The sequence below is a fragment of the Rhizobacter sp. P2_D12 genome, from assembly GCF_056404395.1.
This window is the reverse complement of record NZ_JBFUEB010000014.1, coordinates 1-22,669: the sequence shown is the minus strand read 5'-3', so window position 1 is coordinate 22,669 and position 22,669 is coordinate 1. Positions and strand designations below refer to the sequence as shown.

24 protein-coding genes are annotated in these 22,669 nt (G+C 70.2%); 13 read left to right on the top strand and 11 right to left on the bottom strand.

All coding sequences use genetic code 11. The features are described from left to right. Positions 1 to 2 precede the first annotated feature (2 nt). From ssuD to tauA, 9 genes are all read right to left on the bottom strand, one after another. Complete coding sequence (gene ssuD / locus AC1DYN_RS06735; protein ID WP_477958350.1) at positions 3 to 1,172, bottom strand: FMNH2-dependent alkanesulfonate monooxygenase; 1,170 nt, start codon at positions 1,170 to 1,172, stop codon at positions 3 to 5. Then, entirely contained in the window at positions 1,169 to 2,131 is a 963-nt protein-coding gene (locus AC1DYN_RS06730) for a sulfonate ABC transporter substrate-binding protein (protein ID WP_477958349.1), read from the bottom strand. The genes ssuD and AC1DYN_RS06730 overlap by 4 nt, the downstream gene beginning before the upstream one ends. Continuing rightward, a complete protein-coding gene (locus AC1DYN_RS06725; protein WP_477958348.1) occupies positions 2,128 to 3,108 on the bottom strand; it encodes a sulfonate ABC transporter substrate-binding protein in 981 nt (326 codons plus the stop codon). The genes AC1DYN_RS06730 and AC1DYN_RS06725 overlap by 4 nt, the downstream gene beginning before the upstream one ends. Positions 3,109 to 3,165: 57 nt before the next feature. Next, positions 3,166 to 3,705, bottom strand: a complete 540-nt coding sequence (gene ssuE, locus AC1DYN_RS06720; RefSeq protein ID WP_477958347.1) for an NADPH-dependent FMN reductase — start codon at positions 3,703 to 3,705, stop codon at positions 3,166 to 3,168. 172 nt (positions 3,706 to 3,877) lie between these two features. Then, positions 3,878 to 4,873: an isopenicillin N synthase family dioxygenase gene (locus tag AC1DYN_RS06715; RefSeq protein WP_477958346.1), complete on the bottom strand. Its 996-nt coding sequence runs from the start codon at positions 4,871 to 4,873 to the stop codon at positions 3,878 to 3,880. After that, positions 4,873 to 5,019 carry a hypothetical protein gene (locus AC1DYN_RS06710; protein WP_477958345.1) on the bottom strand — a complete coding sequence of 49 codons (147 nt, stop codon included), beginning with the start codon at positions 5,017 to 5,019 and terminating at the stop codon, positions 4,873 to 4,875. The genes AC1DYN_RS06715 and AC1DYN_RS06710 overlap by 1 nt, the downstream gene beginning before the upstream one ends. Positions 5,020 to 5,041: 22 nt before the next feature. Next, positions 5,042 to 5,890 carry a taurine ABC transporter permease TauC gene (tauC, locus tag AC1DYN_RS06705; protein WP_477958344.1) on the bottom strand — a complete coding sequence of 283 codons (849 nt, stop codon included), beginning with the start codon at positions 5,888 to 5,890 and terminating at the stop codon, positions 5,042 to 5,044. Positions 5,891 to 5,897: 7 nt separating this feature from the next. After that, the gene (locus tag AC1DYN_RS06700) at positions 5,898 to 6,692 is read right to left on the bottom strand and encodes a taurine ABC transporter ATP-binding protein (RefSeq protein WP_477958343.1); all 795 of its coding nucleotides are present in this window, start codon (positions 6,690 to 6,692) and stop codon (positions 5,898 to 5,900) included. Positions 6,693 to 6,738: 46 nt separating this feature from the next. Further along, positions 6,739 to 7,773 carry a taurine ABC transporter substrate-binding protein gene (tauA, locus tag AC1DYN_RS06695; protein ID WP_477958342.1) on the bottom strand — a complete coding sequence of 345 codons (1,035 nt, stop codon included), beginning with the start codon at positions 7,771 to 7,773 and terminating at the stop codon, positions 6,739 to 6,741. 178 nt (positions 7,774 to 7,951) lie between these two features. Between tauA and AC1DYN_RS06690 the strand changes: the two genes are divergently transcribed. The 10 genes from AC1DYN_RS06690 to AC1DYN_RS06645 all read left to right on the top strand — a co-directional run bounded on the left by AC1DYN_RS06690 (position 7,952) and on the right by AC1DYN_RS06645 (position 17,353). Beyond that, complete coding sequence (locus AC1DYN_RS06690) at positions 7,952 to 8,419, top strand: rhodanese-like domain-containing protein (RefSeq protein ID WP_477958341.1); 468 nt, start codon at positions 7,952 to 7,954, stop codon at positions 8,417 to 8,419. Positions 8,420 to 8,435: 16 nt separating this feature from the next. Continuing rightward, the gene (epsC, locus tag AC1DYN_RS06685; RefSeq protein WP_477958340.1) at positions 8,436 to 9,314 is read left to right on the top strand and encodes a serine O-acetyltransferase EpsC; all 879 of its coding nucleotides are present in this window, start codon (positions 8,436 to 8,438) and stop codon (positions 9,312 to 9,314) included. Further along, on the top strand, positions 9,311 to 9,544 hold the full coding sequence (locus AC1DYN_RS06680; RefSeq protein WP_477958339.1) for a helix-turn-helix domain-containing protein: 234 nt from the start codon (positions 9,311 to 9,313) through the stop codon (positions 9,542 to 9,544). The genes epsC and AC1DYN_RS06680 overlap by 4 nt, the downstream gene beginning before the upstream one ends. 124 nt (positions 9,545 to 9,668) lie before the next feature. Beyond that, a complete protein-coding gene (locus AC1DYN_RS06675; RefSeq protein WP_477958338.1) occupies positions 9,669 to 10,598 on the top strand; it encodes a family 2A encapsulin nanocompartment shell protein in 930 nt (309 codons plus the stop codon). Between the two features lie 12 nt (positions 10,599 to 10,610). Continuing rightward, entirely contained in the window at positions 10,611 to 12,278 is a 1,668-nt protein-coding gene (locus AC1DYN_RS06670; protein ID WP_477958337.1) for a family 2A encapsulin nanocompartment cargo protein cysteine desulfurase, read from the top strand. A 95-nt stretch (positions 12,279 to 12,373) separates the two neighbouring features. Next, positions 12,374 to 13,747, top strand: coding sequence for a pyridoxal-phosphate dependent enzyme (locus tag AC1DYN_RS06665; RefSeq protein WP_477958336.1), 1,374 nt, complete (start codon positions 12,374 to 12,376; stop codon positions 13,745 to 13,747). Beyond that, positions 13,744 to 14,919, top strand: a complete 1,176-nt coding sequence (locus AC1DYN_RS06660; RefSeq protein WP_477958335.1) for a trans-sulfuration enzyme family protein — start codon at positions 13,744 to 13,746, stop codon at positions 14,917 to 14,919. The genes AC1DYN_RS06665 and AC1DYN_RS06660 overlap by 4 nt, the downstream gene beginning before the upstream one ends. 97 nt (positions 14,920 to 15,016) lie before the next feature. Continuing rightward, positions 15,017 to 15,850, top strand: a complete 834-nt coding sequence (locus AC1DYN_RS06655) for an ABC transporter substrate-binding protein (RefSeq protein ID WP_477958334.1) — start codon at positions 15,017 to 15,019, stop codon at positions 15,848 to 15,850. 98 nt (positions 15,851 to 15,948) lie between these two features. Next, positions 15,949 to 16,644, top strand: coding sequence for an amino acid ABC transporter permease (locus AC1DYN_RS06650; protein ID WP_477958333.1), 696 nt, complete (start codon positions 15,949 to 15,951; stop codon positions 16,642 to 16,644). A gap of 7 nt (positions 16,645 to 16,651) precedes the next feature. Next, on the top strand, positions 16,652 to 17,353 hold the full coding sequence (locus AC1DYN_RS06645) for an amino acid ABC transporter permease (protein WP_477958332.1): 702 nt from the start codon (positions 16,652 to 16,654) through the stop codon (positions 17,351 to 17,353). A gap of 6 nt (positions 17,354 to 17,359) precedes the next feature. On the opposite strand, the gene AC1DYN_RS06640 is transcribed toward AC1DYN_RS06645, so the two are convergent. Beyond that, positions 17,360 to 18,295 (bottom strand): NADP-dependent oxidoreductase, encoded by a 936-nt coding sequence (locus AC1DYN_RS06640; protein ID WP_477958331.1) that lies wholly within the window; start codon positions 18,293 to 18,295, stop codon positions 17,360 to 17,362. 99 nt (positions 18,296 to 18,394) lie between these two features. Between AC1DYN_RS06640 and AC1DYN_RS06635 the strand changes: the two genes are divergently transcribed. Beyond that, entirely contained in the window at positions 18,395 to 18,895 is a 501-nt protein-coding gene (locus AC1DYN_RS06635; protein WP_477958330.1) for a winged helix-turn-helix transcriptional regulator, read from the top strand. On the opposite strand, the gene AC1DYN_RS06630 is transcribed toward AC1DYN_RS06635, so the two are convergent. After that, complete coding sequence (locus AC1DYN_RS06630; protein ID WP_477958329.1) at positions 18,896 to 19,777, bottom strand: helix-turn-helix domain-containing protein; 882 nt, start codon at positions 19,775 to 19,777, stop codon at positions 18,896 to 18,898. It lies immediately after the preceding gene. 106 nt (positions 19,778 to 19,883) lie between these two features. Here AC1DYN_RS06630 and AC1DYN_RS06625 point away from each other — a divergent pair, with 106 nt between their 5' ends. Together AC1DYN_RS06625 and AC1DYN_RS06620 are read left to right on the top strand one after the other, a co-directional pair. Continuing rightward, entirely contained in the window at positions 19,884 to 21,980 is a 2,097-nt protein-coding gene (locus tag AC1DYN_RS06625) for a glycoside hydrolase family 52 protein (protein ID WP_477958328.1), read from the top strand. Positions 21,981 to 22,342: 362 nt separating this feature from the next. Further along, on the top strand, positions 22,343 to 22,669 hold a 327-nt coding region (locus AC1DYN_RS06620), incomplete at its 3' end, for a carbohydrate-binding protein (protein WP_477958327.1).

Here is a 22,669-nt window from a genome sequence, read left to right as displayed (position 1 = left end):
GGTCAGCTCTGCGAGACTTTCGGGACGTAGGTGTTGGCGACCACCTCGCCGAACGGGCCGGTCAGCACCTGGCCCGCCAGCCGTTCGCGCAGGTTGATGGGCAGCAGCGGGAACACCAGCTCGGCGAAGCGGTGTGCCTCTTCCAGGTGCGGGTAGCCGCTGAGGATGAAGTACTCCAGCCCGAGCGCCGCGTATTCCTGGATGCGGTCGGCCACCTGCTGCGGGTCGCCGACCAGCGCGGTGCCGGCCCCGCCGCGCACCAGGCCGACGCCGGCCCACAGGTTGGGCGAAACCTCCAGCCCCTCGCGCACGTTCTTCGGGTTGAACTTGCCCTTGTTCAGCTCGGCCATGCGGCGCTGGCCGACCGAATCCATCTGCGCGAACTTCTGCTGCGCACGCGCGACGGTTTCTTCGTCCAGGTGCGACACCAGCTCGGCCGCGGCACGCCAGGCCTCGTCCTCGGTCTCGCGCACGATCACGTGCAGGCGGATGCCGAACTCGAGCGTGCGGCCGTGCCTGGCGGCCCGCGCGCGGATGTCGGCCACCTTGGCCGCCACGGCCGCCGGCGGCTCGCCCCAGGTGAGGTAGGTGTCCAGCTGCTGTGCGGCCAGCTCGTGGGCTTCCTCCGACGAGCCGCCGAAGAAGATCGGCGGGTACGGCCTGTTGATCGGTGGGTACAGCACCTTGCCGCCCTTGACGCGCAGGTGCTCGCCGTCGTGGCTGACGGCTTCGTTGTCGTGGCTCTTCGCGAGCACGTCGCGCCAGATCGTCAGGAACTCGCGCGACAGCTCGTAGCGCTGCGCGTGCGGCAGGAACAGGCCGTCGCCTTCCAGTTCTTCGGCATCGCCGCCGGTCACCAGGTTGACCAGCAGGCGACCGCCCGACAGCCGGTCGAAGGTGGCCGCCATGCGCGCCGACTGCACCGGTTGCACCAGGCCCGGTCGCAGCGCGACCAGGAACTTGAGGCGGCGCGTCGCGTCGATCAGGCTGGCCGCCAGCACCCACGAGTCTTCGCAGGAGCGACCGGTGGGCAGCAGCACGCCTTCGTAGCCCAGGCTGTCGGCGGCGATGGCAACCTGCTTGAAGTAGTCGAAGGTGGCGGCGCGCGCGCCCTTGCTGGTGCCGAGGTAGCGCGAATCGCCGTGGGTGGGGATGAACCAGAGGATCTTCATAGGGCTTTGGAGGACGGTGACCAGACGATGTCGGCCACGCGGACCGGTTGCGGGATCAGGTTCAGCCGCGCGAATGCGTCGGCGACGCGCTGCTGGTCGGCGACGATCGCCGGCGTCAGCGGCGCCGTCGGCGAGACCGGCCGGCGCGAGATGAACAGGTGCGTGGTCGCGAGGCTCAGGCCGCTGAAGTCGGCGATCAGCTGCGCCGCCTCCTTGCGGTTCGCCTGCACCCAGGCATCGGCGCGCGACAGCTCGGCCAGCAGCGTCAGCACCGCCTGCGGGTGCTGCTCGGCCAGTGCGCGCGACGCGAGGTAGAACGAGTTGTTGCTCGACAGGTCGCGGCCATTGGCGAGCACGCGCGGCTTCAGGTCGAGCTCGACCGAGGCGTAGTACGGGTCCCAGATCGCCCAGGCGTCGACGCTGCCGCGCTCGAAGGCGGCGCGCGCATCGGCGGGTGCCAGGTAGACCGGCTGGATGTCGGTCCAGGCGAGGCCGGCCTTGTCGAGCGCACGCACCGCCAGGTAGTGGGCGCTGCTGCCCTTCTGCAATGCGAGCTTGCGGCCCTTCAGGTCGGCCAGCGCCTTCAGCGGCGCATCGGGCTTGACGAGGATGGCCGACGACAGCGGCTTCGGCGGCTCGGCGCCGACGTAGCGCAGCTCCTTGCCGGCCGCCTGCGCGAACACCGGCGGCGTGTCGCCGGTCAGGCCGAACTCGAGGCTGCCGACCGCCAACGCTTCGAGCAGCTGCGGGCCGGCGGGGAACTCGATCCACTTGACGGTGCTGCCGGCGAAGCGCTTTTCCAGCGCGGCCTGCTGCTTCAGCACGACCAGGTTGACGGCGGCCTTCTGGAAACCGATGCGCAGCTGGGCCGGCACCGGCTCCGCTGCGCGCGGCAGGCCGGCGAACGAGGCCGCCGCCGCACCGAGCGAGGCCTGCAGCAGTTGCCGCCGCGTGCTCATGGATTCGCCGCCGTCTTCAAGGCCGACGGCAACGCATCGGAGATGCGGATCGCCTTCGGGATCAGCTTCAGCTCGAAGAACGCATCAGCGATCTTCTGCTGCTGCGCGGCGACGGCGGGCGTGATCGGCACGATGCCGTAGGCGAAGCGGCCGGCGGCCACCTCGGCGACGCCGAGGTCGAGCCCGATCTGCGGTGCGAGGAAGGTCGCGACCTCGCGGCTGTTGCCTTCGGCCCAGCGGTCCAGCCTGGCGAGTTCTTCGACGATGGCGCGGATCACCTGCGGCTGCTTGTCGGCATAAGGCCGCGAGGCCAGGTAGAACTGGTGGTTGGCGACCAGGCCCTTGCCGTCGGCGAGCACGCGGGCGCCCAGCTGCTTCTCGGCCGCGGCGAGGAACGGATCCCAGATCACCCACGCATCGACGCTGCCGCGCTCGAACGCGGCGCGCGCATCGGCCGGTGCGAGGAAGACGGTCTGGATCTCGCCGTACTTGACGCCGGCCTTCTCGAGCGCCTTGACCAGCAGGTAGTGGACGTTGGAGCCCTTGTTCAGCGCGACCTTCTTGCCCTTGAGTTCAGCGACCGAGCGCAGGGACGAACCCTTGGCGACGACGATGGCCTCGCCGGCGGGCGCGGGCGGCTGGTTGGCGACGTAGACCAGGTCGGCGCCGGCGGCCTGCGCGAAGATCGGCGGCGCTTCGCCGACGGTGCCGAAGTCGATCGAGCCGACGTTCAGGCCTTCGAGCAGTTGCGGCCCGGCCGGGAACTCGGTCCACTTGACCTCGACGCCCTGCGGCGCGAGGCGCTTCTCCAGGTCGCCGCGCGCCTTCAGCAGCGTCAGCGTGCCGTACTTCTGGTAGCCGATGCGCAGCTCGGTCTTCGTCTGCGCAAAGGCGGGGGCGGCGGCGAGGCTGGCGGCGAGCGCCAGGCCCAGCCAGCGGCGACGCGACGACAGGATCGAATCGATGGGCAGCTTCATGGGAGGTACTTCCTTGGAAAGAGACACCCCGGCCCGCAACGGCACCGGGGTGTCGAATCACCCGGCGTTCATGGCAAGCGGGCGAGGAGACAAGGGTTGCAGTGCGCGGCCGAGGCGTTCGACCAGCGCGTCGTCGGGGGCGTAGCCGCCGGACTCGTGCGGCAGCAGTTGCGCATCGGTGGCGAACACGCCATCGAGGATGTCGCGCGCACCGAGCGCCGACAGCACCGGCTTGAGCGCGTAGTCGAGCGCCAGCAGGTGGGCCAGGCTGCCGCCGGTGGCCAGCGGCAGCACGGTCTTGCCGCGCAGCGCGTCGGTGGGCAGCAGGTCAAGGAAGAGCTTGAGCAGGCCGCTGTAGGCGGCCTTGTAGATGGGCGTCGCGACGATCAGCAGGTCGGCATCGCGCACGTGGGCCACGGCCTCGCGGATCGCCGGGTTCTGGGTGTCGGCGTGCAGCAAGGGGGCCGCGGGCAGCTCGCGCACCGCGATCAGGTGGCTGCTGTCGGCCGAGCCTTCGAGGCGGGTCCGGGCCAGTTGCAGCAGCCAACCCGAACGCGATCGGAGCGAGGGACTGCCGGAAATGCTGACGATCTTCATGGCGGGTCGGGCGGGGTGGGCCCGGTGATGACAACGAGCCGCCACGATAGGGACCGCGGTTCGGAACGCCAACGAATGAAAGCGGTTTTGCTTATGCGGATGCGTAGCCCGGATGCCAATCCGGGGCCTGCCCATCAAAACTCTCAACATTGTTGAGAGAAATTCCCCGGCGTCACAGCACCTGGTTGCGCAACTGCGGAAACACCTTCCCCACCTTGCCCAGCAGGTAGTCCCCATACGTCCCGTCGAACGCATGCGGATTCGCGCGGTCCCAGCGCGTCGCGCTGTCGTCGTCGGCCGGCGGCAGGCCTTCGATGGGCTGCACCCGCGCGTCGAACGCCGGATCGAAGAAGAACGGGAACGACAGGCGGTCGCGCCCCGAGGTGTTGAGCCGCACGCGGTGCGGCGTCGAGCGGTACAGCCCGCCGGTCATGCGGTCCAGCATGTCGCCGATGTTGCAGACGAAGCTGTGCGGCAACGGCGGTGCCTCGATCCAGCCCTCGCGGGTCTTCACCTGCAGGCCGCCGACGTCGTCCTGGCGCAGCAGCGTCAGCAGCCCGTAGTCGGTGTGCTCGCCGACGCCCCACTGCGCCTCGGTGCCGGCCGGCACCGGGCGTGTCGGGTAGTTGAACAGCCGGAACAGGATCAGCGGGTCGGCGGTGCAGCGCTTGTCGAAGTAGTCAGGTGGCAGCTCCAGGCTCTGCGCGATGCGGCGCATCAGGCGGTGACCGAGGCCGGTCAATGCCGTCATCGTCGCGAGCAAGGTCTCGCGGAAGCCGGGCAGCGCCGGGTGCTCGGGGAACAGGTTGCGGCCATGCACCGGCGTGCACGCCTGCACGCGCGGGTCCTCGTCGCCAAGCTCCTCACCCAGGTACAGGCCTTCCTTCCAGTCGGGCCGGCCCGAGGTCAGCTCGCCGCCGAGCGGAAAGTAGCCGCGCCACGCGCGGCCGCCCAGCGCCATGCGCCACTGCAGCTTCGTCGGCTCGTCGAGCGCGAAGAAGCGGCGGCTCAGGTCCTCCAGGCGATCCATCAGCGTTTCGTCGACGCCGTGCCCGACGACGTAGAAGAAGCCATGCGCCCGGCAGGCCTCGCCGATCTGCCGCGCCACCGATGCCTCCGGCGACGCGAGGTCGATCACCGGCACGTGCTGCTGCAGCGACGGCGCCATCAGAACGGCTTGTCGCCCAGCAGAATCACCGGCGGATTCTTCGCACGCGCCTCGTCCCAGCGCACGCGCTCGTCGGGCGCGCGGGCAAAGCGATGGGCGGGAAAGGACTTCACCATGTCGTGCTCGGCCGTCAGGCCGTCGAGCATACGCGCAAGCGGCGCCGGCAGTTCACGCGCGCCCCTGCCACGGCACCAACCGCCGCTGCAGCGCGCGCAGCCCCAGCTCCAGCCCGAACGCGATCAGCGCGATCGTGAAGATGCCCAGCAGCACGATGTCGGTGGCCAGGAACTGCGCGGCCGCCTGCACCATGAAGCCCAGCCCGCGCGTCGCGGCCACCAGCTCGGCGGCGACCAGCGTCGACCAGCCGACCCCCAGCCCGACGCGCAGCCCGGTCAGGATCTCGGGCAGCGCGCTCGGCAGCACCACGTGGCGCAGCAGCTGCCAGCGCGTCGCGCCGAAGGCCTGCGCGGCGCGCCGGCGCGTCTCGTCGACCTGGCGCACGCCGGTCGCGGTGGCGATCACCAGCGGCGCGAAGATCGCGAGCGTGATCAGCAGCACCTTCGACAGCTCGCCGATGCCGAACCAGATCACGATCAGCGGCAGGTAGGCCAGCGGCGGCACCGGCCGGTAGAACTCGATCAGCGGGTCGAACACGCCGCGCGCTGTAGGCGACAAGCCCATCCACAAACCGAGCGGGATCGCCGTCAGCACCGCGATGCCCAGCGCCAGCGCGACGCGCGCGAGGCTCGCACCGGCGTGCTGCCACAGCGTGGCGTCCATGTAGCCCTCGCCAGCCACGCGCGCGAACTTCTCCCACACGGCGGCGGGCGGCGGCAGGAACAGCGGCTCGATCCAGCGCGCCGCGGTGACCGCCTGCCACGCGGCCAGCAGCACCAGCACGCTCAGCAGGCTGATCACGACCGGGCGCGACCACGGCGGGGCGATGGCCTCGCGCACCGGCGGCTCGGCGGGCTGCGCCAGCGCGCGCACGGTCATCGGGGAGATGGCGTCGTCCATGCCCGGCTCAATGCAGCGCCTCGTCCTGCGCGAACACCGCGCCCAGCACCTGCTCGCGCACCGCGACGAATTCAGGCAGCGACTTGATCGCCCGCGCCGCCTCGCCCTGCGCGTGGCGGCGTCCGAAGTCCAGCAAGCGGTGCTGCACGATGCGCGCCGGCCGGCGCGACAGCACGACCAGGTCGGTCGCCAGGAACACCGCCTCCTCGACGCCATGCGTCACCAGCACGATGGTCTTGCCGGTGGCCTGCCACACCTTCAGCAGCAGCTCCTGCATGCGCTCGCGCGTCAGCGCATCCAGTGCGCCGAAGGGCTCGTCCATCAGCAGCACCTCGGGGTCGGCCGCCAGTGCACGCGCGATGCCGACGCGCTGGCGCATGCCGCCCGACAGCTCCCACACCGGCCGCGACTCGAAGCCCTCCAGCCCGACCAGCGCGAGGAACTCGCGGGCCTTGTCCTCGCGCGCTGCGCGGCCCCCACCGCGCAGGCGCAAGGGCAGGGCGACGTTGTTCAGCACGTCCAGCCACGGCAGCAACGCGTCGTCCTGGAACACGACGCCGCGGTCCGCACCCGGCCCGGTGATCGCCCGGCCCGACACCGACGCCCGCCCCCCGCTGGGCGTCACGAAGCCGGCGATGACATTCAGCAAGCTGGACTTGCCGCAGCCCGACGGACCCAGCAGCACCRCCAGCGCGCCTTGCGAAATCTGCCAATCGATGGCATCCAGAACCGGGGTGTTCACAGCCGTGGTCGACCCTGCAGCACCCCGGTACCCTACAGTGACCGCCTGCAGCTCGACCACGGCGTGAACTCCTTGGTGTCCTCTTTCGTTTCTCTTCCGTGTCGCTTCAGCGTGCTGCCGCGACCGCCTGGCCCGAGGCCTTGGCCGCGGCCTGCACGTGTTTCGCAGTCACATGGCTGCCATAGTCGGCCAGCACCTTGTCGACCTTGCCCTGCTCCTTCAGGAACTTCGCGGTGTCGGTCAACGCCTTGACAGTCCCGCCGCCGAGCAGCGCAGGTGAAGCCTGCTCCGCGAGGGTCGGGAACTTCGAGCCGGCCAGCAGCTCGGGTACGTCGGCGGCCGCGGCGCCGGTCAGCCGGGCGATCTTGTCGACGTTGGCCGCGTTCGCGACGAAGGCCTTTGCATCCTTGCGGTAGGCCGCATACGCCTCGCCGGTGACCTTGACGAACTGCGCGACGAAGGCCGGGTTCTTCTGCGCGAAATCGCGCCGCACGATCCACGCGTCGAAGGTCGGTGCGCCCCAGGTGGCCACCTCGGCCGACGTGGTCAGCAGCTTGCCGTTCTCCTTGAGCTTGCCGAGCGCCGGATCCCACACGTAGGCGGCATCGATGTCGCCGCGCTGCCAGGCGGCGGTGATCTCGGTCGGGCGCAGGTTCACGATGGTCACCTTCTTCGCGTCGATGCCCCAGTGCTTCAGTGCCGCCAGCAGGCTGTAGTGCGTGGTCGACACGAACGGCACCGCGACCTTCCTGCCGACCAGGTCGGCCGGACTCGCGATGCCCGAGCCGTTGCGCACCACCAGGGCTTCCGCGCTGCCGATCTCGGCCGCCACCAGGATGGTCTCGATCGGCAGCTCGCGGCTGGCCGCGGCGGCCAGCGGGCTGGAGCCGACGTAGCCGATCTGGATGTCGCCCGACGCGACGGCGGTGATGACCTCGGCGCCGCTCTCGAACTTGCGCCATTCGATGGCCTGGCCGGTGGCCTTCTCGTACAGGCCGTCGGCCTGCGCCACCTTGGCCGGTTCGACGACGGTCTGGTAGGCGATGCGGACCTGCGCGTTGGCCAGGCCCGCCGCGGCGATCAAGGCCAGGGCGATGGCCAGCGACTGGGCCCGCGATGCGCGACGTGTGGTGTGTTCCATGCGACTTCTCCTGAGGACTGCACGGTAGGGCCGCGGCCGCGCCGGCCGAACGAAGCTTTTCGGATGTGCTCATGCCGTGCCTGTCGCGACCGCATATCGAAGCGCGCTTTTCTTCGTTCGCCGCCGCAATTGGTGGCGATAGCCTTCATCCGACCTTGATTGATGAAGGAGACCGCCGATGTCCGCAGTGCTTGCAGAATTCCCCCGCGCCACCGTGCTCGATGAAGCCCGCCAGCGCGCCCGTGACGGCAACCTGCCGTTCTCCGGCAGCCTGTCGCCCGTTGACGCCTGGGCGCTGACACGCAGCGGCCAGGCGGTGCTGGTCGACGTGCGCACGGCCGAAGAGCGCAAGTTCGTCGGCCACGTCGCCGAGAGCGTGCACGTGCCCTGGGCCACCGGCACCAGCCTGACGCGCAACCCGCGCTTCGTGCGCGAACTGGAGGCCAAGGCGCCCAAGCAGGCCGTCGTGCTGCTGCTGTGCCGCAGCGGCAAGCGCTCGGCGCTCGCGGCCGAGGCGGCCGCCAAGGCCGGCTTCACGCAGGCCTTCAACGTCAGCGAAGGCTTCGAAGGCGAGCTGAATGCCCACGGACAACGCGGCCACGAGGAYGGTTGGCGCTTCCACGGGCTGCCGTGGATTCAAGACTGATGCCCGGGCCGTCACCATGAGCTTCGACATCGACGAGGTCGTCACCGGCCTGCGCGCCGCCCGCACCCGCTGGCGCGATGCGCAACAGCGCCCGCGCGAGCCCGGCGGCCGCGAGCTGCCATCGCGCGAAGCGCTGCAGGGCATCGTCGACGCGCTGCGCGGCGTGCTGTTCCCGATGCGCCTGGGCCCGCCGGACCTGCGCCAGGACAACGAGGACCGCTACATCGGCCACACGCTCGACTCGCTGCTGCATGCGCTGTGCGCCCAGGTGCGGCTGGAGCTGCGCCATGCCGGCCAGCACGACGTCGACGCCGAAGACCTGGTGCGCCGCTTCGCCGCGTCGCTGCCCGGCATCCGCGGCCTGCTCGACAGCGACGTGCTCGCCGCCTTCCACGGCGACCCGGCCGCCCGCAGCGTCGACGAGGTGCTGCTGTGCTACCCCGGCATCGACGCGATGGTGCACCACCGCATCGCGCACCGGCTGTACGAGCTGGGCGTGCCGCTGCTGGCGCGCATCGTCGCCGAGCTGGCGCACGGGCGCACCGGCATCGACATCCACCCCGGCGCGACCATCGGCGCCGGCTTCTTCATCGACCACGGCACCGGCGTCGTGATCGGCGAGACGGCGGAGATCGGCGAGCGGGTGCGTGTCTACCAGGCGGTCACCCTCGGCGCAAAGCGCTTCCCGACCGACGACAGCGGCAAGATCCGGAAGGGCCTCGCACGCCACCCGCAGGTGGAGGACGACGTCGTGATCTACGCCGGCGCCACCATCCTCGGCCGCATCGTGATCGGTCGCGGGTCGACCATCGGCGGCAACGTCTGGGTCACCGACAGCGTGCCGCCGGGCAGCCACGTGACCCAGGCCACCACGCGCCAGGACCGCCGGCCATGAGCAACACGTTGAGGCAACGCTTCGGCCAGGTCGTGCGCATGACCCGCGAGGACCGCGGTTGGTCGCAGGAGCAGCTCGCCGGCCGCGCCGACCTGAACCGCTCCTACCTCGGCGAGATCGAGCGCGGCACCGTGATGCCGTCGATCGAGACCGCCGCCAAGCTCGCCGCGGCGCTGGGCGTCAGCCTGTCGTCGCTGATCGCGCGCTTCGAACTCGGGACCCCCGCCTGACACACCCACAAAGCCCCCGTTGATGGCGATAGCCGGTTGATCGGCGCGCAGGCGCTGGCGACACTGCCGCCGCTTATCTGATCCCCGCATAACTTCATTCGTTTTTCGTTTCAGGAGTTCCTCCATGGCAGACACCCAGCAGCAGCTGGCCCTCGGCGACCACGCCGCCCGGCAACTTGCCAACGCGACCAAGACCGCGCCGACGCTTGCGACGCTGACGCCGCGCTGGCTGACGCACCTGCTGCAGTGGGTGCCGGTCGAGGCCGGCATCTACCGCCTGAACCAGGTCAAGAACCCGCAGGACGTGCTGGTGGCCTGCTCGTCGCAGCGCGACGAGGGCGAACTGCCCAGCACCTTCGTCGACTACGAAGAGCAGCCGCGCGAGTACTTCCTGAACGCCGTCAGCACGGTGCTGGACGTGCACACCCGCATCTCCGACCTGTACAGCAGCCCGCACGACCAGATCAAGGAGCAGCTGCGCCTGACGATCGAGACCATCAAGGAGCGGCAGGAGAGCGAGCTGATCAACAACCCGGACTACGGGCTGCTGGCCAGCGTGGCCGACGAGCAGCGCGTGTTCCCGCTGACCGGTGCGCCCACGCCCGACGACCTGGACGAGCTGCTGAGCAAGGTGTGGAAGGAGCCGGCCTTCTTCTTGACGCACCCGCTGGCGATCGCCGCCTTCGGCCGCGAGTGCACGCGCCGCGGCGTGCCGCCGCCGACCGTCAGCCTGTTCGGCTCGCAGTTCATCACCTGGCGCGGCATCCCGCTGATCCCGTCCGACAAGGTGCCGGTGGCCGACGGCAAGAGCAAGATCCTGCTGCTGCGCGTCGGCGAGAAGCGCCAGGGCATCGTCGGCCTGTACCAGCCGGGCCTCGCCGGCGAGCAGAGCCCGGGGCTGTCGGTGCGCTTCATGGGCATCAACCGCAACGCGATCTCGTCGTACCTGATCTCGCTGTACTGCTCGCTCGCGGTGCAGACGCCCGACGCGCTGGCCGTGCTCGAAGACGTCGAGATCGGCAAGTTCCACGAGTATCCCGATGTTTACAAGTAAGCGGTACAAGTGATGAGCACACTCGACGCGCTCGACCCGGCAGCGATCGCGAAGCTGGCGGGGGAACTCTTCGCGAACTGGCCTGGCGCGGTTCCGTCATCGGTGCCATCGGTGCCGGCCAACGCACACCCGGCCGGCTTCACGCCGCCGCCGGGCAGCATCGGCCCGGCCACGCCGAACGTGCAGCCGCTCTCGGCGGCGGTGCCCGGTGCCAACCTGGCGCCGAGCTCGCCGCAGCATCCGGCGGCGCTGGCCGCGCAGGCGCCGTCGTCCTTGCCGCATGCGGTGGCCGGCAACGGCGTGCCGGACCTGGGCTACACCGCGGCACCGGCCTGGGACGGGCGCTTCGGCAGTTCGGCCGCCGGCGTGGCACCCGCCGCACCGTCGTTCTACTTCCTGGAGACGCCGCGCCACCCGGGCCAGCGCGCGCTCGGCGAACCGGCCCACGCCGCCCCGGTGAAGCCGGCCTTCGACGTGAACGCGGTGCGGCGCGATTTCCCGATCCTGCAGGAACGCGTCAACGGCCGGCCGCTGGTCTGGTTCGACAATGCCGCGACCACGCAGAAGCCGCAGTCGGTGATCGACCGCATCAGCCACTTCTACGAGCACGAGAACTCGAACATCCACCGCGCGGCGCATGAACTCGCGGCGCGCGCGACCGATGCCTACGAAGGCGCTCGCAAGACGGTGCAGCGCTTCCTGGGCGCCGCTTCGGTCGACGAGATCGTGTTCGTGCGCGGCACCACCGAGGCGATCAACCTGGTGGCCAAGAGCTGGGGCGCGCAGCACATCGGCGCCGGCGACGAGATCGTCGTCTCGCACCTGGAGCACCACGCGAACATCGTGCCGTGGCAGCAGCTCGCCGCCGAGAAGGGCGCGGTGCTGCGCGTGATCCCGGTCGACGACAGCGGGCAGGTGCGGCTGGACGAATACCGCAAGCTGCTCGGGCCGAAGACGAAACTGGTGTCGGTGACGCAGGTGTCGAACGCGCTGGGCACCGTGGTGCCGGTGCAGGAGATCGTGGCCCTCGCCCATGCGGCCGGCGCGAAAGCGCTGGTCGACGGCGCGCAGTCGGTGTCGCACATGCGGGTCGACGTGCAGGCGCTGGATGCCGACTTCTTCGTGTTCTCCGGCCACAAGCTGTTCGGGCCGACCGGCATCGGCGTGCTGTACGGCAAGCAGGCGATCCTGGAAGACATGCCGCCGTGGCAGGGTGGCGGCAACATGATTGCCGACGTCACCTTCGAGAAGACCGTGTACCACGGCGCACCGACGCGCTTCGAGGCCGGCACCGGCAACATCGCAGACGCGGTAGGGCTGGGGGCGGCGATCGACTACGTGCAGCGGCTCGGGCTGGACGCGATCGCGCAGTACGAGCATGCGCTGCTGGGGTATGCCACTCACGCGCTGCGACCGATCCCGGGTGTGCGGCTGGTCGGTACGGCCGACGAGAAGGCGAGCGTGCTGTCGTTCGTGCTCGACGGGTATTCGACCGACCAGGTCGGGCAGGCGTTGAACCGCGAGGGCATCGCGGTGCGCACCGGCCACCACTGCGCGCAGCCGATCCTGCGGCGCTTCGGGCTCGAGGCCACGGTGCGGCCGTCGCTCGCGTTCTACAACACCTGCGACGAGGTGGACCGCTTCATCGCGGTGGTGGCCCGGCTGGCGAACCGGCGATAACCCCGTTCGGTTCATGCGCACACCCCGGATTAGCATCCGGGCTACGAGGCACGTGCTCACGAGGCGCGTGCCTCGCTCATCCTGGAGACAAACCCATGAACGCCACCACCCATCCCGCGGTGCTCGACCTGATCGGCAACACGCCGCTGGTGCGCGTGACGCGCCTCGACACCGGCCCGTGCACGCTGCTGCTCAAGCTCGAATCGCAGAACCCCGGCGGTTCCATCAAGGACCGCATCGGCGTCTCGATGATCGAGGCGGCCGAGCGCGACGGTTTGTTGCAGCCCGGCGGCACCGTGGTCGAGGCGACCGCCGGCAACACCGGCCTCGGCCTCGCGCTGGTGGCGCGCGCCAAGGGCTACCGCGTGGTGCTGGTCGTGCCCGACAAGATGTCGACCGAGAAGGTGCTGCACCTGAAAGCCCTTGGCGCCGAAGTCCACACCACGCGCTCCGACGTCGGCAAGGGCCACCCGGCCTACTACCAGGATTACGCAGCCCGCCTGGCCCAGGAAATCCCCAACTCCTTCTTCGCCGACCAGTTCAACAACCCGAACAACCCGCTCGCGCACGAGCGCGGCACCGGGCCCGAGCTCTGGGAACAGAGCGGCCATGACCTGGACGCCATCGTCGTCGGCGTCGGCTCGTCGGGCACGTTGACCGGCCTGACGCGCTACTTCCGCGGCGTGCAGCCGAAGCTCGAATTCGTGCTGGCCGACCCGGTCGGCTCCATCCTCGCCGACCAGGTGCTGACCGGCTCGCACGGCGCGGCCGGCTCGTGGGCGGTCGAAGGCATCGGCGAGGACTTCATCCCGCCGATCGCCGACCTGTCGGGCATCAAGCACGCCTACTCCATCCCGGACGAAGAAAGCTTCGCGACCGCGCGCGAATTGCTGCGCGCCGAAGGCCTGATGGGCGGCTCATCGACCGGCACGCTGCTGGCCACGGCGCTGCGCTTCTGCCGCGCGCAAACCCAGCCGCTGCGCGTCGCCACCTTCGTCTGCGACACCGGCACGCGCTACCTGTCCAAGGTCTACAACGACAGCTGGATGATCGACGAAGGCCTGCTCGCGCGGCAGCGCTACGGCGACCTGCGCGACATCGTGTCGCGCCGCCTCGACGAAGGCAGCGTCATCTCGGTGACGCCCGACGACACGCTGCTGACCGCCTTCCAGCGCATGCGCCTGGCCGACGTGTCGCAGCTGCCGGTGCTGGACGGCAGCCGGCTGGCCGGCGTGATCGACGAATCGGACGTGCTGATGAAGCTGAGCGGCGACCCGGACAACTACGTCGGCACCGTCAGCTCGGCGATGAGCACGGCGCTCGAGACGCTGCGCCCCGGTTCCAGCATCGCCGCGCTGCGCCAGGTGCTGGACCGCGGCCTGGTCGCGATCGTCGCCGACGGCGATACATTCTTCGGCCTGATCACCCGTTTCGATCTTCTGAATCACTTGCGCAAGGCACGCCAATGAGCTCCAAGGACCACCACCATTTCGCGACCCGCGTGATCCACGCGGGGCAGTCGCCCGACCCGAGCACCGGCGCGATCATGCCGCCGATCTACGCCACCTCGACCTACGTGCAGCAGAGCCCGGGCGTGCACAAGGGCCTGGACTACGGCCGCTCGCACAACCCGACGCGCTGGGCGCTGGAGCGCTGCGTCGCCGACCTCGAAGGCGGCACGCGCGCGTTCGCCTTCGCCTCCGGCCTGGCGGCCATCTCGACCACGCTGGAGCTGCTGGACGCCAATGCGCACATCGTCGCCAGCGACGACCTGTACGGCGGCACCTTCCGGCTGTTCGACAAGGTGCGCACGCGCAGCGCCGGGCACCGCTTCAGCTTCGTCGACCTGTCGGACCCGCAGGCGCTGCGCGCCGCCATCCGCCCCGAGACGAAGATGGTCTGGGTCGAGACGCCGAGCAACCCGATGCTGAAGCTGACCGACCTGGAGGCCATCGCCCGCATCGCGCGCGAGCACAACCTGATCGCGGTGGCCGACAACACCTTCGCCAGCCCCTACGTGCAGCGACCGCTGGAACGGGGCTTCGACGTGGTCGTGCATTCGAGCACCAAGTACCTGAATGGCCACTCGGACGTCATCGGCGGCGTGGCCGTGGTCGGCAAGCAGGCCGAGGAAGCCGGCCATGCCGAGCGCCTGGGATTCCTGCAGAACGCGGTCGGCGCGATCGCGAGCCCCTTCGACAGCTTCCTGACGCTGCGCGGCGTGAAGACGCTCGCGCTGCGCATCCAGCGCCATTCGGAGAACGCCGCGGCGCTGGCGCAATGGCTGGAGCGCCACCCCAAGGTGTCGCGCGTGCACTACCCCGGCCTCGAATCGCACCCGCAGCACGCGCTCGCCAAGCGCCAGATGAACGGGTTCGGCGGCATGCTGTCGGTGACCCTGAAAACCGACCTGGCCGGCTCGCGCCGCTTCCTCGAGGCGTGCGAGGTGTTCTCGCTGGCCGAGAGCCTGGGCGGCGTCGAGAGCCTGATCGAGCACCCGGCGCTGATGACGCACGCGACCATCCCGGCCGAGCAGCGTGCGCTGCTGGGCATCGGCGATTCGCTGGTGCGGCTGAGCGTCGGCGTCGAAGACCTGGCCGACCAGCGCGCCGACCTGGAGGGGGCGCTGGCCCGCATCTAACCGACACGCCTTTGCTTATCCGGATTCAGTCGTTCGCGCGCCGGCCGGTCTTCGGTAGCCTTCGCGTTTCGACTACAACGAGCTGAGGAGAACCTCCATGCAAAAACGCCTGTTCCTGTCCACGCTGGTCGCAGCCGCTGCCGCCGTCTTCGCGGTGAGCGCCCGTGCCGACCAGCTCGCCGACATCCAGAAGAAGGGCGAGATCGTGATCGGCGTGCTGGGCACCGACGAGCCGAACAGCTTCGTCGACCCGAAGACGCGCGACGTGGTCGGCTACGAGGTCGACATCGGCCGCGCGATCGCTGCCAAGCTGGGCGTCAAGCCGGTGTTCAAGCAGCTTGCGGTGGCCGCGCGCATCCCCGAGCTGCAGCAGGGCCGCGTCGACCTCCTGGCCGCATCGCTCACGCACAACAAGGAGCGCGAGGCGCTGATCGACTTCTCGCTGACCACCTTCGTCACCGGCCAGAAGGTGCTGGTGAAGAAGGACAGCGGCATCTCGCAGCTGGCGCAGCTGGGCGGCAAGAAGGTGCTGACCGTCAAGGGCGGCACGCAGGAGCCGAACATCCGCAAGGCGGTGCCGACCGTCGACGTCGTGACCTTCGAGACCACGCAGCAGGCCTTCCTGGCACTGCAGCAGGGCAAGGGCGTCGGCTACGTGAATGACGAGGCGTCCATCGTCGACGACTTCGCCAAGCTCGGCCCGGCCGCGAAGAACTACCTGATCATCCCGCAGAGCATCAGCACCGAGGCGCTGGCGCTGGGCATCCGCAAGGGCGAGGCCGGCGTGAAGAACGTCGTCGACGGCGTGCTGCGCGACCTGGAGAAATCGGGCGAGGCCGACAAGCTGTTCCAGAAGTGGTACGGGCCGAACACGCGGCTGAAGTTCCAGTCGCGGGACTTCAAGTTTGTGTCGGACAAGATTGACGGCTGAGGCCTTCCGTCGAGGAACCGTCGCGCCCGCCGCCGCGAAGCCAGGCACGCGCGGGCGCTGACGGTCGTTCGATGCACCTGGTGGCACACTCCTGACGAGTGCCCTTCTTCGACTTCTCCCTCCTGTTGTCCGGCCAGTACCACGACGCGCTCGTGGCCGGCTTCGTGCTGTCCGTGCAGCTGACGGCGGTGACGCTGGTGCTGGCCGTGCCGCTGGCCACCACGGTGGCGATGCTGCGGCTGTCGCCGTCGCGCGTGCTGCGGGCCCTCGGCGTGTCGTACGTCGAGGCGATCCGCAACGTGCCGCTGCTGGCGCACATGCTGTTCTGGTACTTCGGCGCGCCCGAGCTGCTGCCCGAGGCGCTGAAGCAACGCCTGTACGCCGGCAACATCGAGGCCATCAGCGCGGTCGCGGCGCTGACGCTGTACACCGCCGCCTACATGGCCGAGGACATCCGCAGCGGCATCCGCGCGGTGCCGCCGGGCCAGATGGAGGCGGCCCGCGCGCTGGGCCTGCGTTTCCTGCAGGTGATGCGGCTGGTGATCCTGCCGCAGGCCGTGCGCGTGACCATCCCGCCGCTGATCTCGCAGACGCTGAACCTGTGGAAGAACACCAGCATCGCCACCGTCATCGGCGTGGCCGAGATGATGTACCGCGCGGCGCAGGTCGAATCGGCCACCTTCCGCAGCGTCGAGGCTTTCGCGTTCGCGACCGCGGCCTACCTGACGATCTCCCTCACCATCACGGGTCTGGCGAGCTGGTACCAGCACCGCTATCCGGTGCGCACCCGCTGAGGCCGCGATGATCGAGCTGATCCAGACCTACTGGCTCTACTTCCTGATCGGCCAGTACCCGAACGGGCCGCTGGGCGGGCTCGCGCTGACCTTGATCCTGGCGGCGCTCGGCCTGGTGCTGGCCTTCCCGCTCGGGCTGCTGCTGGGCCTGGCTCGCATCAGCGAGCACCGCGCGCTGCGCTGGCCGGTGACGGCCCTGGTGTTCGTGGTGCGCGGCATCCCGCTGCTGATGGTGGTGTTCTGGGCCTACTTCTTCCTGCCCAGCGTCACCGGCCACAAGACCGACCAGTTCAGCACCATGCTGATCGCGCTGGTGGTGTTCGACGGCGTCTACATCGCCGAGATCGTGCGCGCCGGCGTGCGCGGCATCCCGCAAGGCCAGATGGACGCGGCGCGTTCGCTCGGCTTCGGCCGCTTCGGTGCGCTGCGCTACGTGGTGCTGCCGCAGGCGCTGCGCCACATGCTGCCGTCGCTGGTGAACCAGTTCGTCTCGACGATCAAGGAGACCTCGCTCGGCTACATCATCGGGCTGACCGAGGTGGCGTTCATCACGACGCAGATCAACACGCAGGTCTTCACGAAACCGGTGCAGGTGTACGGCACGCTGGCCATCACCTACTTCGTGCTGTGCTTCGGCCTGTCGCGCATCGCGTATGCGATGGAGGCCCGGCTGGCGCGCGGCAGCGGGCCGCGGCGCCCGGCGGGCTGATCTCCCTCAGGCGACCTTCAGCACGATCTTGCCGAGCAGGCCGCCCTGCGCGACCAGCTCGTGCGCCCGGGCCACCTCGCGCAGCGGCAGCTCGTGGCCGACGTGCGGCGTCAGCTGCCCCGAGGCCACCCAGCCGGCCAGGCGCTGCAGCCCCGCGCCATCGGGCTCCACCGCGACGCTCGCGAAGCGCCGTCCGGCTGCGGCCGCCAGCGCCGGCAGGTCGCCGCTGGCGCGCGGCAGTGCGGTCACCAGGATGCCGCCGGGCTTGAGCACCGCCAGCGAGCGCTGCCCGTGGCCGTTGCCCAGCAGGTCGAACACCACGTCGACGTCACGGACTGCCTGCGTGTAGTCGACCGCCTGGTAGTCGATCAGTTCGTCGGCGCCGAGGCTGCGCACGAAGTCGTGCTTGCCCGCGCTGGCGGTGCCGATGACGTGGGCACCAAGCGCCTTCGCGATCTGCACCGCGACGTGCCCCACGCCGCCGCCGGCGGCGTGGACCAGCACGCGCTGGCCGGGCTCGATCTGCGCGATGTCGCCCAGGGCCTGCAGGGCGGTCAACCCCACCAGCGGCAGCGCCGCCGCCTGGGCGTGGCTCAGGCGCGCCGGCTTGCGCCAGAACTGGCGCGTCGGGCCGGCCACGTATTCGGCGTAGCCGCCCGCGGCACGCGGGAACAAGGGCATGCCGAACACCTCGTCGCCGACCCGGAAGCGGGTCGAGCCGGGGTCGATCTCCTCGACCACGCCGGACACGTCCCACCCCAGCACGAAGGGCGGCTCGCCAAGCAGCGGGAAGGCGCCGCTGCGCACGTAGGTCTCGACCGGGTTGATGCCGACCGCATGCACCTTCAGCAGCAGGTCGGTGGGCAGCGGCTTCGGTCGGGGGAGCTCGGCAAGCTCCAGGACCTCGGGGCCGCCGAAGCGGTGCTGTGTCACGCCTTTCATGAAATCTCCTTCGATGGCCCGGAAGCGGGCCCGTGCTGGCATGATTGGCGCCCTGGTTTCTCTCGTAAAGAAGGCACCCATGGGTGTGATAGGTACCTGATGGATACCACCCTTGCCGGCCGTGACGTCAACGGCGACGCCGACCGTGACTACGGCGCGATGTCCCGCGCCCGGCTGCGCAAGCTCCCCGCCGGCGACGCCTACAGTGCCCGCTGCCCGTCGCGCAGCGTGATCGAGCTGCTGGCCGACAAGTGGACGCTGCTGGTGATCTGGTCGCTGGCGCCGGGGCCGATGCGCTTCGGCGAGCTGCGCCGGCAGATCGAGGGCGTGACGCAGAAGATGCTGACGCAGAGCCTGCGCTCGCTGGAGCGCGACGGCCTGGTCACGCGCACCGTCTATGCCACCACGCCGCCCAGCGTCGAGTACGCGCTGACGCCGCTGGGTGACAGCATCACCGAGGTCACCGGCCAGATGTGCCGCTGGGCCGAGGTGAACATGGGCCGGGTGCTGCTGGCGCGGCGCGACTACGACGCGGCGGCCGAACCGGTGGCGGCCGCCGGCACGACGACGGTGCGCAGCGGCCGCCGGCTGGCACGCTGATCAGGCCGGCGCGGCGCCGCTGTCGCGCCGGTAGTCCAGCGGCGCGACGCCGCACCAGCGCTTGAACTGCCGGCTGAAGTGCGCGCCGCTCGCGTAACCGAGGCGCTCGCCGACGGCCGCGATGCTGAGCTGCGCGTCCATCAGCAACAGCTTGGCGCGGCGCAGCTTCAGCGTCGATCGGTACTGGCGCGCCGACATGCCATAGACCTGCCGGAACAGCGCGTTGCCGTGGTCCGGCGTGTAGCCGAGCCGGCGGATCGCGGCTTCGAGCGAGGTCTCGGCACCGCCGCCCTGCACCTCGCGCTCGATCAGCTCGGCCAGGCGGCCGGCCGTCTGCAGCGCGAGCTGCGGCACCGGCGCGGCGGCGATCTCTTCATGCTCCAGGCCCTGGGTCAGCGCAGCAAACAGCGCCATCAGCGCGGCGCCCAGTTCGAGCCGGTAGGCGAGGGCCGACAGCCCGGTGCCGGCCTCGGCCAACGCCAACATGCGCTGCAGCGCCGGCCGCAGGCGCTGCGTCAGCGCGCTGTCGGCCGCGAACACGCGCGTGCCGGCACGGCACAGCAGGCGGCGCAGCTCCAGGTCGTCGAGGTCGAAGTGCACGCAGTACAGCTGCGACGCGACCGGCGTGCTCGACGCATGCGCCTCGAACGGCGTGATCAGCAGCAGGTCGCCGGCCTGCTGCGCGAGCGTGCGGCCGGTCAGGCGCACCTGCTGCTCGCCCGACAGCAGCAGGCACAGCTCGAAGTAGGGATGGTCGTGCCGCGGGTACTGCCAGCGCGCGCCGACGCGACGCGTGTGGGCATCGGTCATCGACACCGTGGTGCGCACGTCGGGCTGCTTGGCGTAGTCCGGCAGGGCGTTCTCGGGACGGGCGGGGTGCATGGCAATCGTCGCGGTGTCACGGCTCAGGGCAAGCCGGCCCGGCATCGGGACATGGCCCGGCGCTGGCAGCGCTTGCAGAATCGGCACCATACACCGAGGCCGCCCCATGAGCTTGTCGAACCGCTTCTTCAACACCCAGCACGCGCCGGCCGGCGCGCATGCGAGCCTGACGCTCGGCTTCCCGGGTGCGTCCGGCGGCATGGACCTGGAGCTGTGCGGCGCGCCCGGCCAATCGGTGCTGGTGGCGCTGGAATCGGCGCTGTCGCCCGGGCTGTTCGAGACGCTGCCGTTCTGCGAACCACCCGACGACGCCGAGCGCCAGCGCTTCGTCAGCGACCAGGGCGATGCGCACCTGGGCGCCTCCGGCCTCGGCGCGCGGCTGTTCGAGCGCGACGAGGTGCAGCGGACGTTCTCCCTCGCCACCGACAGCTGGCAGGCCGGTGACCTGCGCTTCACGCTGTACACGCCGGTGCGTGCGCTGCCCGACCCGGACGCCTGCGACGCGGCCGACGCGATGCGCGCCTACGTGCCGGCGGTGCGGGCCGAGATCGAGGTCGACAACCGCGCCGGCACGCGGGCGCGCCGCGTGGCCGTCGGCCTGTCGGGCATCGACCCGCTGCGCGGCCTGCGGCACCTGCAGCTCGCGCAAGGCGCAGGCATCGGCGATGGCCTGGAAAGCGGCTTCGCGACCGATGCGCCCGGCGCCTGGTCGGGCATCGGCTTCGACCCGCTCGCGGTGCTGGGCGACCCGCACGAGAGCAACCGCGCATCGATGCTCGGCCGCTGGGGTTTGGTCTGCGCCGAGGTGCCGGCCGGCGAGAAGCGCACGCTGCGCTTCGCGTTCTGCTTCCACCGCGCCGGCGTCGTCACCGGCGGCATCGCGACCCGGCAGCTCTACGCCCGCTGGTTCGATTCGGTCGAGTCGGTGGCGTGCTTCGCGCTGTCGCAGGCCGGCTTCGACGAGGCGGTGCAGGCCAGCCGCGCGGCCGATGCCCGGCTGGCGGGCAGCGCGCTGTCGGCGGCGCAGCGCTTCACGGTGGCCCATGCGACCCGCTCGTACCTCTACTCGACCCAGCTGCTCGAACGCGACGGCCGCGCGCTGTGGGTCGTCAACGAGGGCGAGTACAACATGCTGAACACGCTGGACCTGGTGCCCGACCATTCGCTGCACGAGGGGCTGCACCACCCGTGGACCATCCGCAACGTGCTCGACCAGTACGTCGCCGGCTACTCGTACGAGGACGCGGACGGCCTGAGCTTCACGCACGACATGGGCGTGGACGGCATCTTCGCGCCGCCGGGGCGCTCGGCCTACGAGCGCGCGGGACTGACCGGCTGCTTCTCGCAGATGACGACCGAGGAGCTGCTGAACTGGACGCTGTGCGCCGGCCTGTACGCCCACCAGGGCCGCGACCCGGCCTGGACGCGACGCCGGCTGGGCGTGCTGGAACGCTGCCTGGACAGCCTGGAACGGCGCGACCACCGCGACCCGGCCCGGCGCATCGGCGTGCCGCGCGCCGACAGCAGCCGCTGCGAAGGCGGACGCGAGATCACGACCTACGACTGCCTGGATCCGTCGCTCGGCCAAGCCGCCGGAAACACCTACATCGCCGGCAAGGCCTGGGCCGCCTGCGTCATCCTGCAGCGGCTGTTCACGCAGCTCGACCGGCCGGCGCTGGCCGAGCGCGCCCACGCCCAGGCGCGCCGCGCTGCCGCGACCGTGGCGGGCTCGGCCAGTGCCGACGGCCGCATCCCGGCGCTGCTGGAGGCGCCCGACGACGATGCGGTGATCCTGCCGGTGATCGAGGCGCTGGCTTACCCGTGGTTCGCCGGCTGCCGCGACGCGTTGGCACCGGACGGCGAGTACGCCCCCTACCTGGCCGCGCTGAAGCGCCACGTCGCCGACCACGTGCTGCGCGAAGACACCTGCCTGTTCGCCGACGGCGGCTGGCGCATCACCTCGCGCAGCGACAACACCTTCCCGGCCAAGGCCTACGTCTGCCAGTTCGTCGCCCGCGAGATCCTGCAGATGGACCTGGGCCACCTCGGCGCGCGCGCCGACGAGGCCCATGCCGCCTGGCAGCTGCACCCGGAGCTGAGCATCCATTGCTGGAGCGAGCAGGTGAAGAACGGCCTGGTGTTCGCCGCCAAGTACTATCCGCGCGGCGTCAGCAGCCAGATCTGGCTGACCGAGACCCGTTGACCGGATGAATGCGCCGCCACTGAATTGCAAGCATCTGTAAGCGATGCAATAAGTTAAGTACCAATGCAGACCGGTACATAACCAATTCAATACCTGTTGATGACTCCGCAATGACGGCAGTTGGCGCCGCCATGACGCCTGGAGCCACCCTCCGACGCGTTGCGCGGATGCTCGCATCTTGTTGCAAGCCGCCCCTCGCCGCCGGCTGACGCCCCTCTGAGAATCGCCCCCGTAGCGACGGTGCAACACCGTCCGGGGATCTGCGAGGGGCCGTCCCTTTCCGTGTTTTTTCAAATTGCAGTGAGCGCTCGCCCACTGCATGAGCCGTGCGTCGTCATCAACAAAACTGAAAGGGACCGATCATGAAGAGCGTGGGAATGACCGTGGTGGCCGTGGCCATCGGCGGCTTGTGGGCACAGGTGCAGGCGGCCAGCCTGCCCGCGGCGGCGGCTGCCGCCCAGGCGTCGAGCTTCGACGGGATGATGCTGGCGCAGGCCACCGCCCCGGCCTGGAAGGAAGGCGTCACCTACACGGTGGGCACCGTCGTCAGCTACAACGGCGCGCTGTATGTCGCCATCGTGACCCACACCGCCTGGGCCGGCACCAACTGGAACCCGGCCAGCACGCCGACGCTGTGGCAGCCCACCGGCGGCACCGCCCCGGCGCCTGCGCCGACGCCCGCCCCGGCT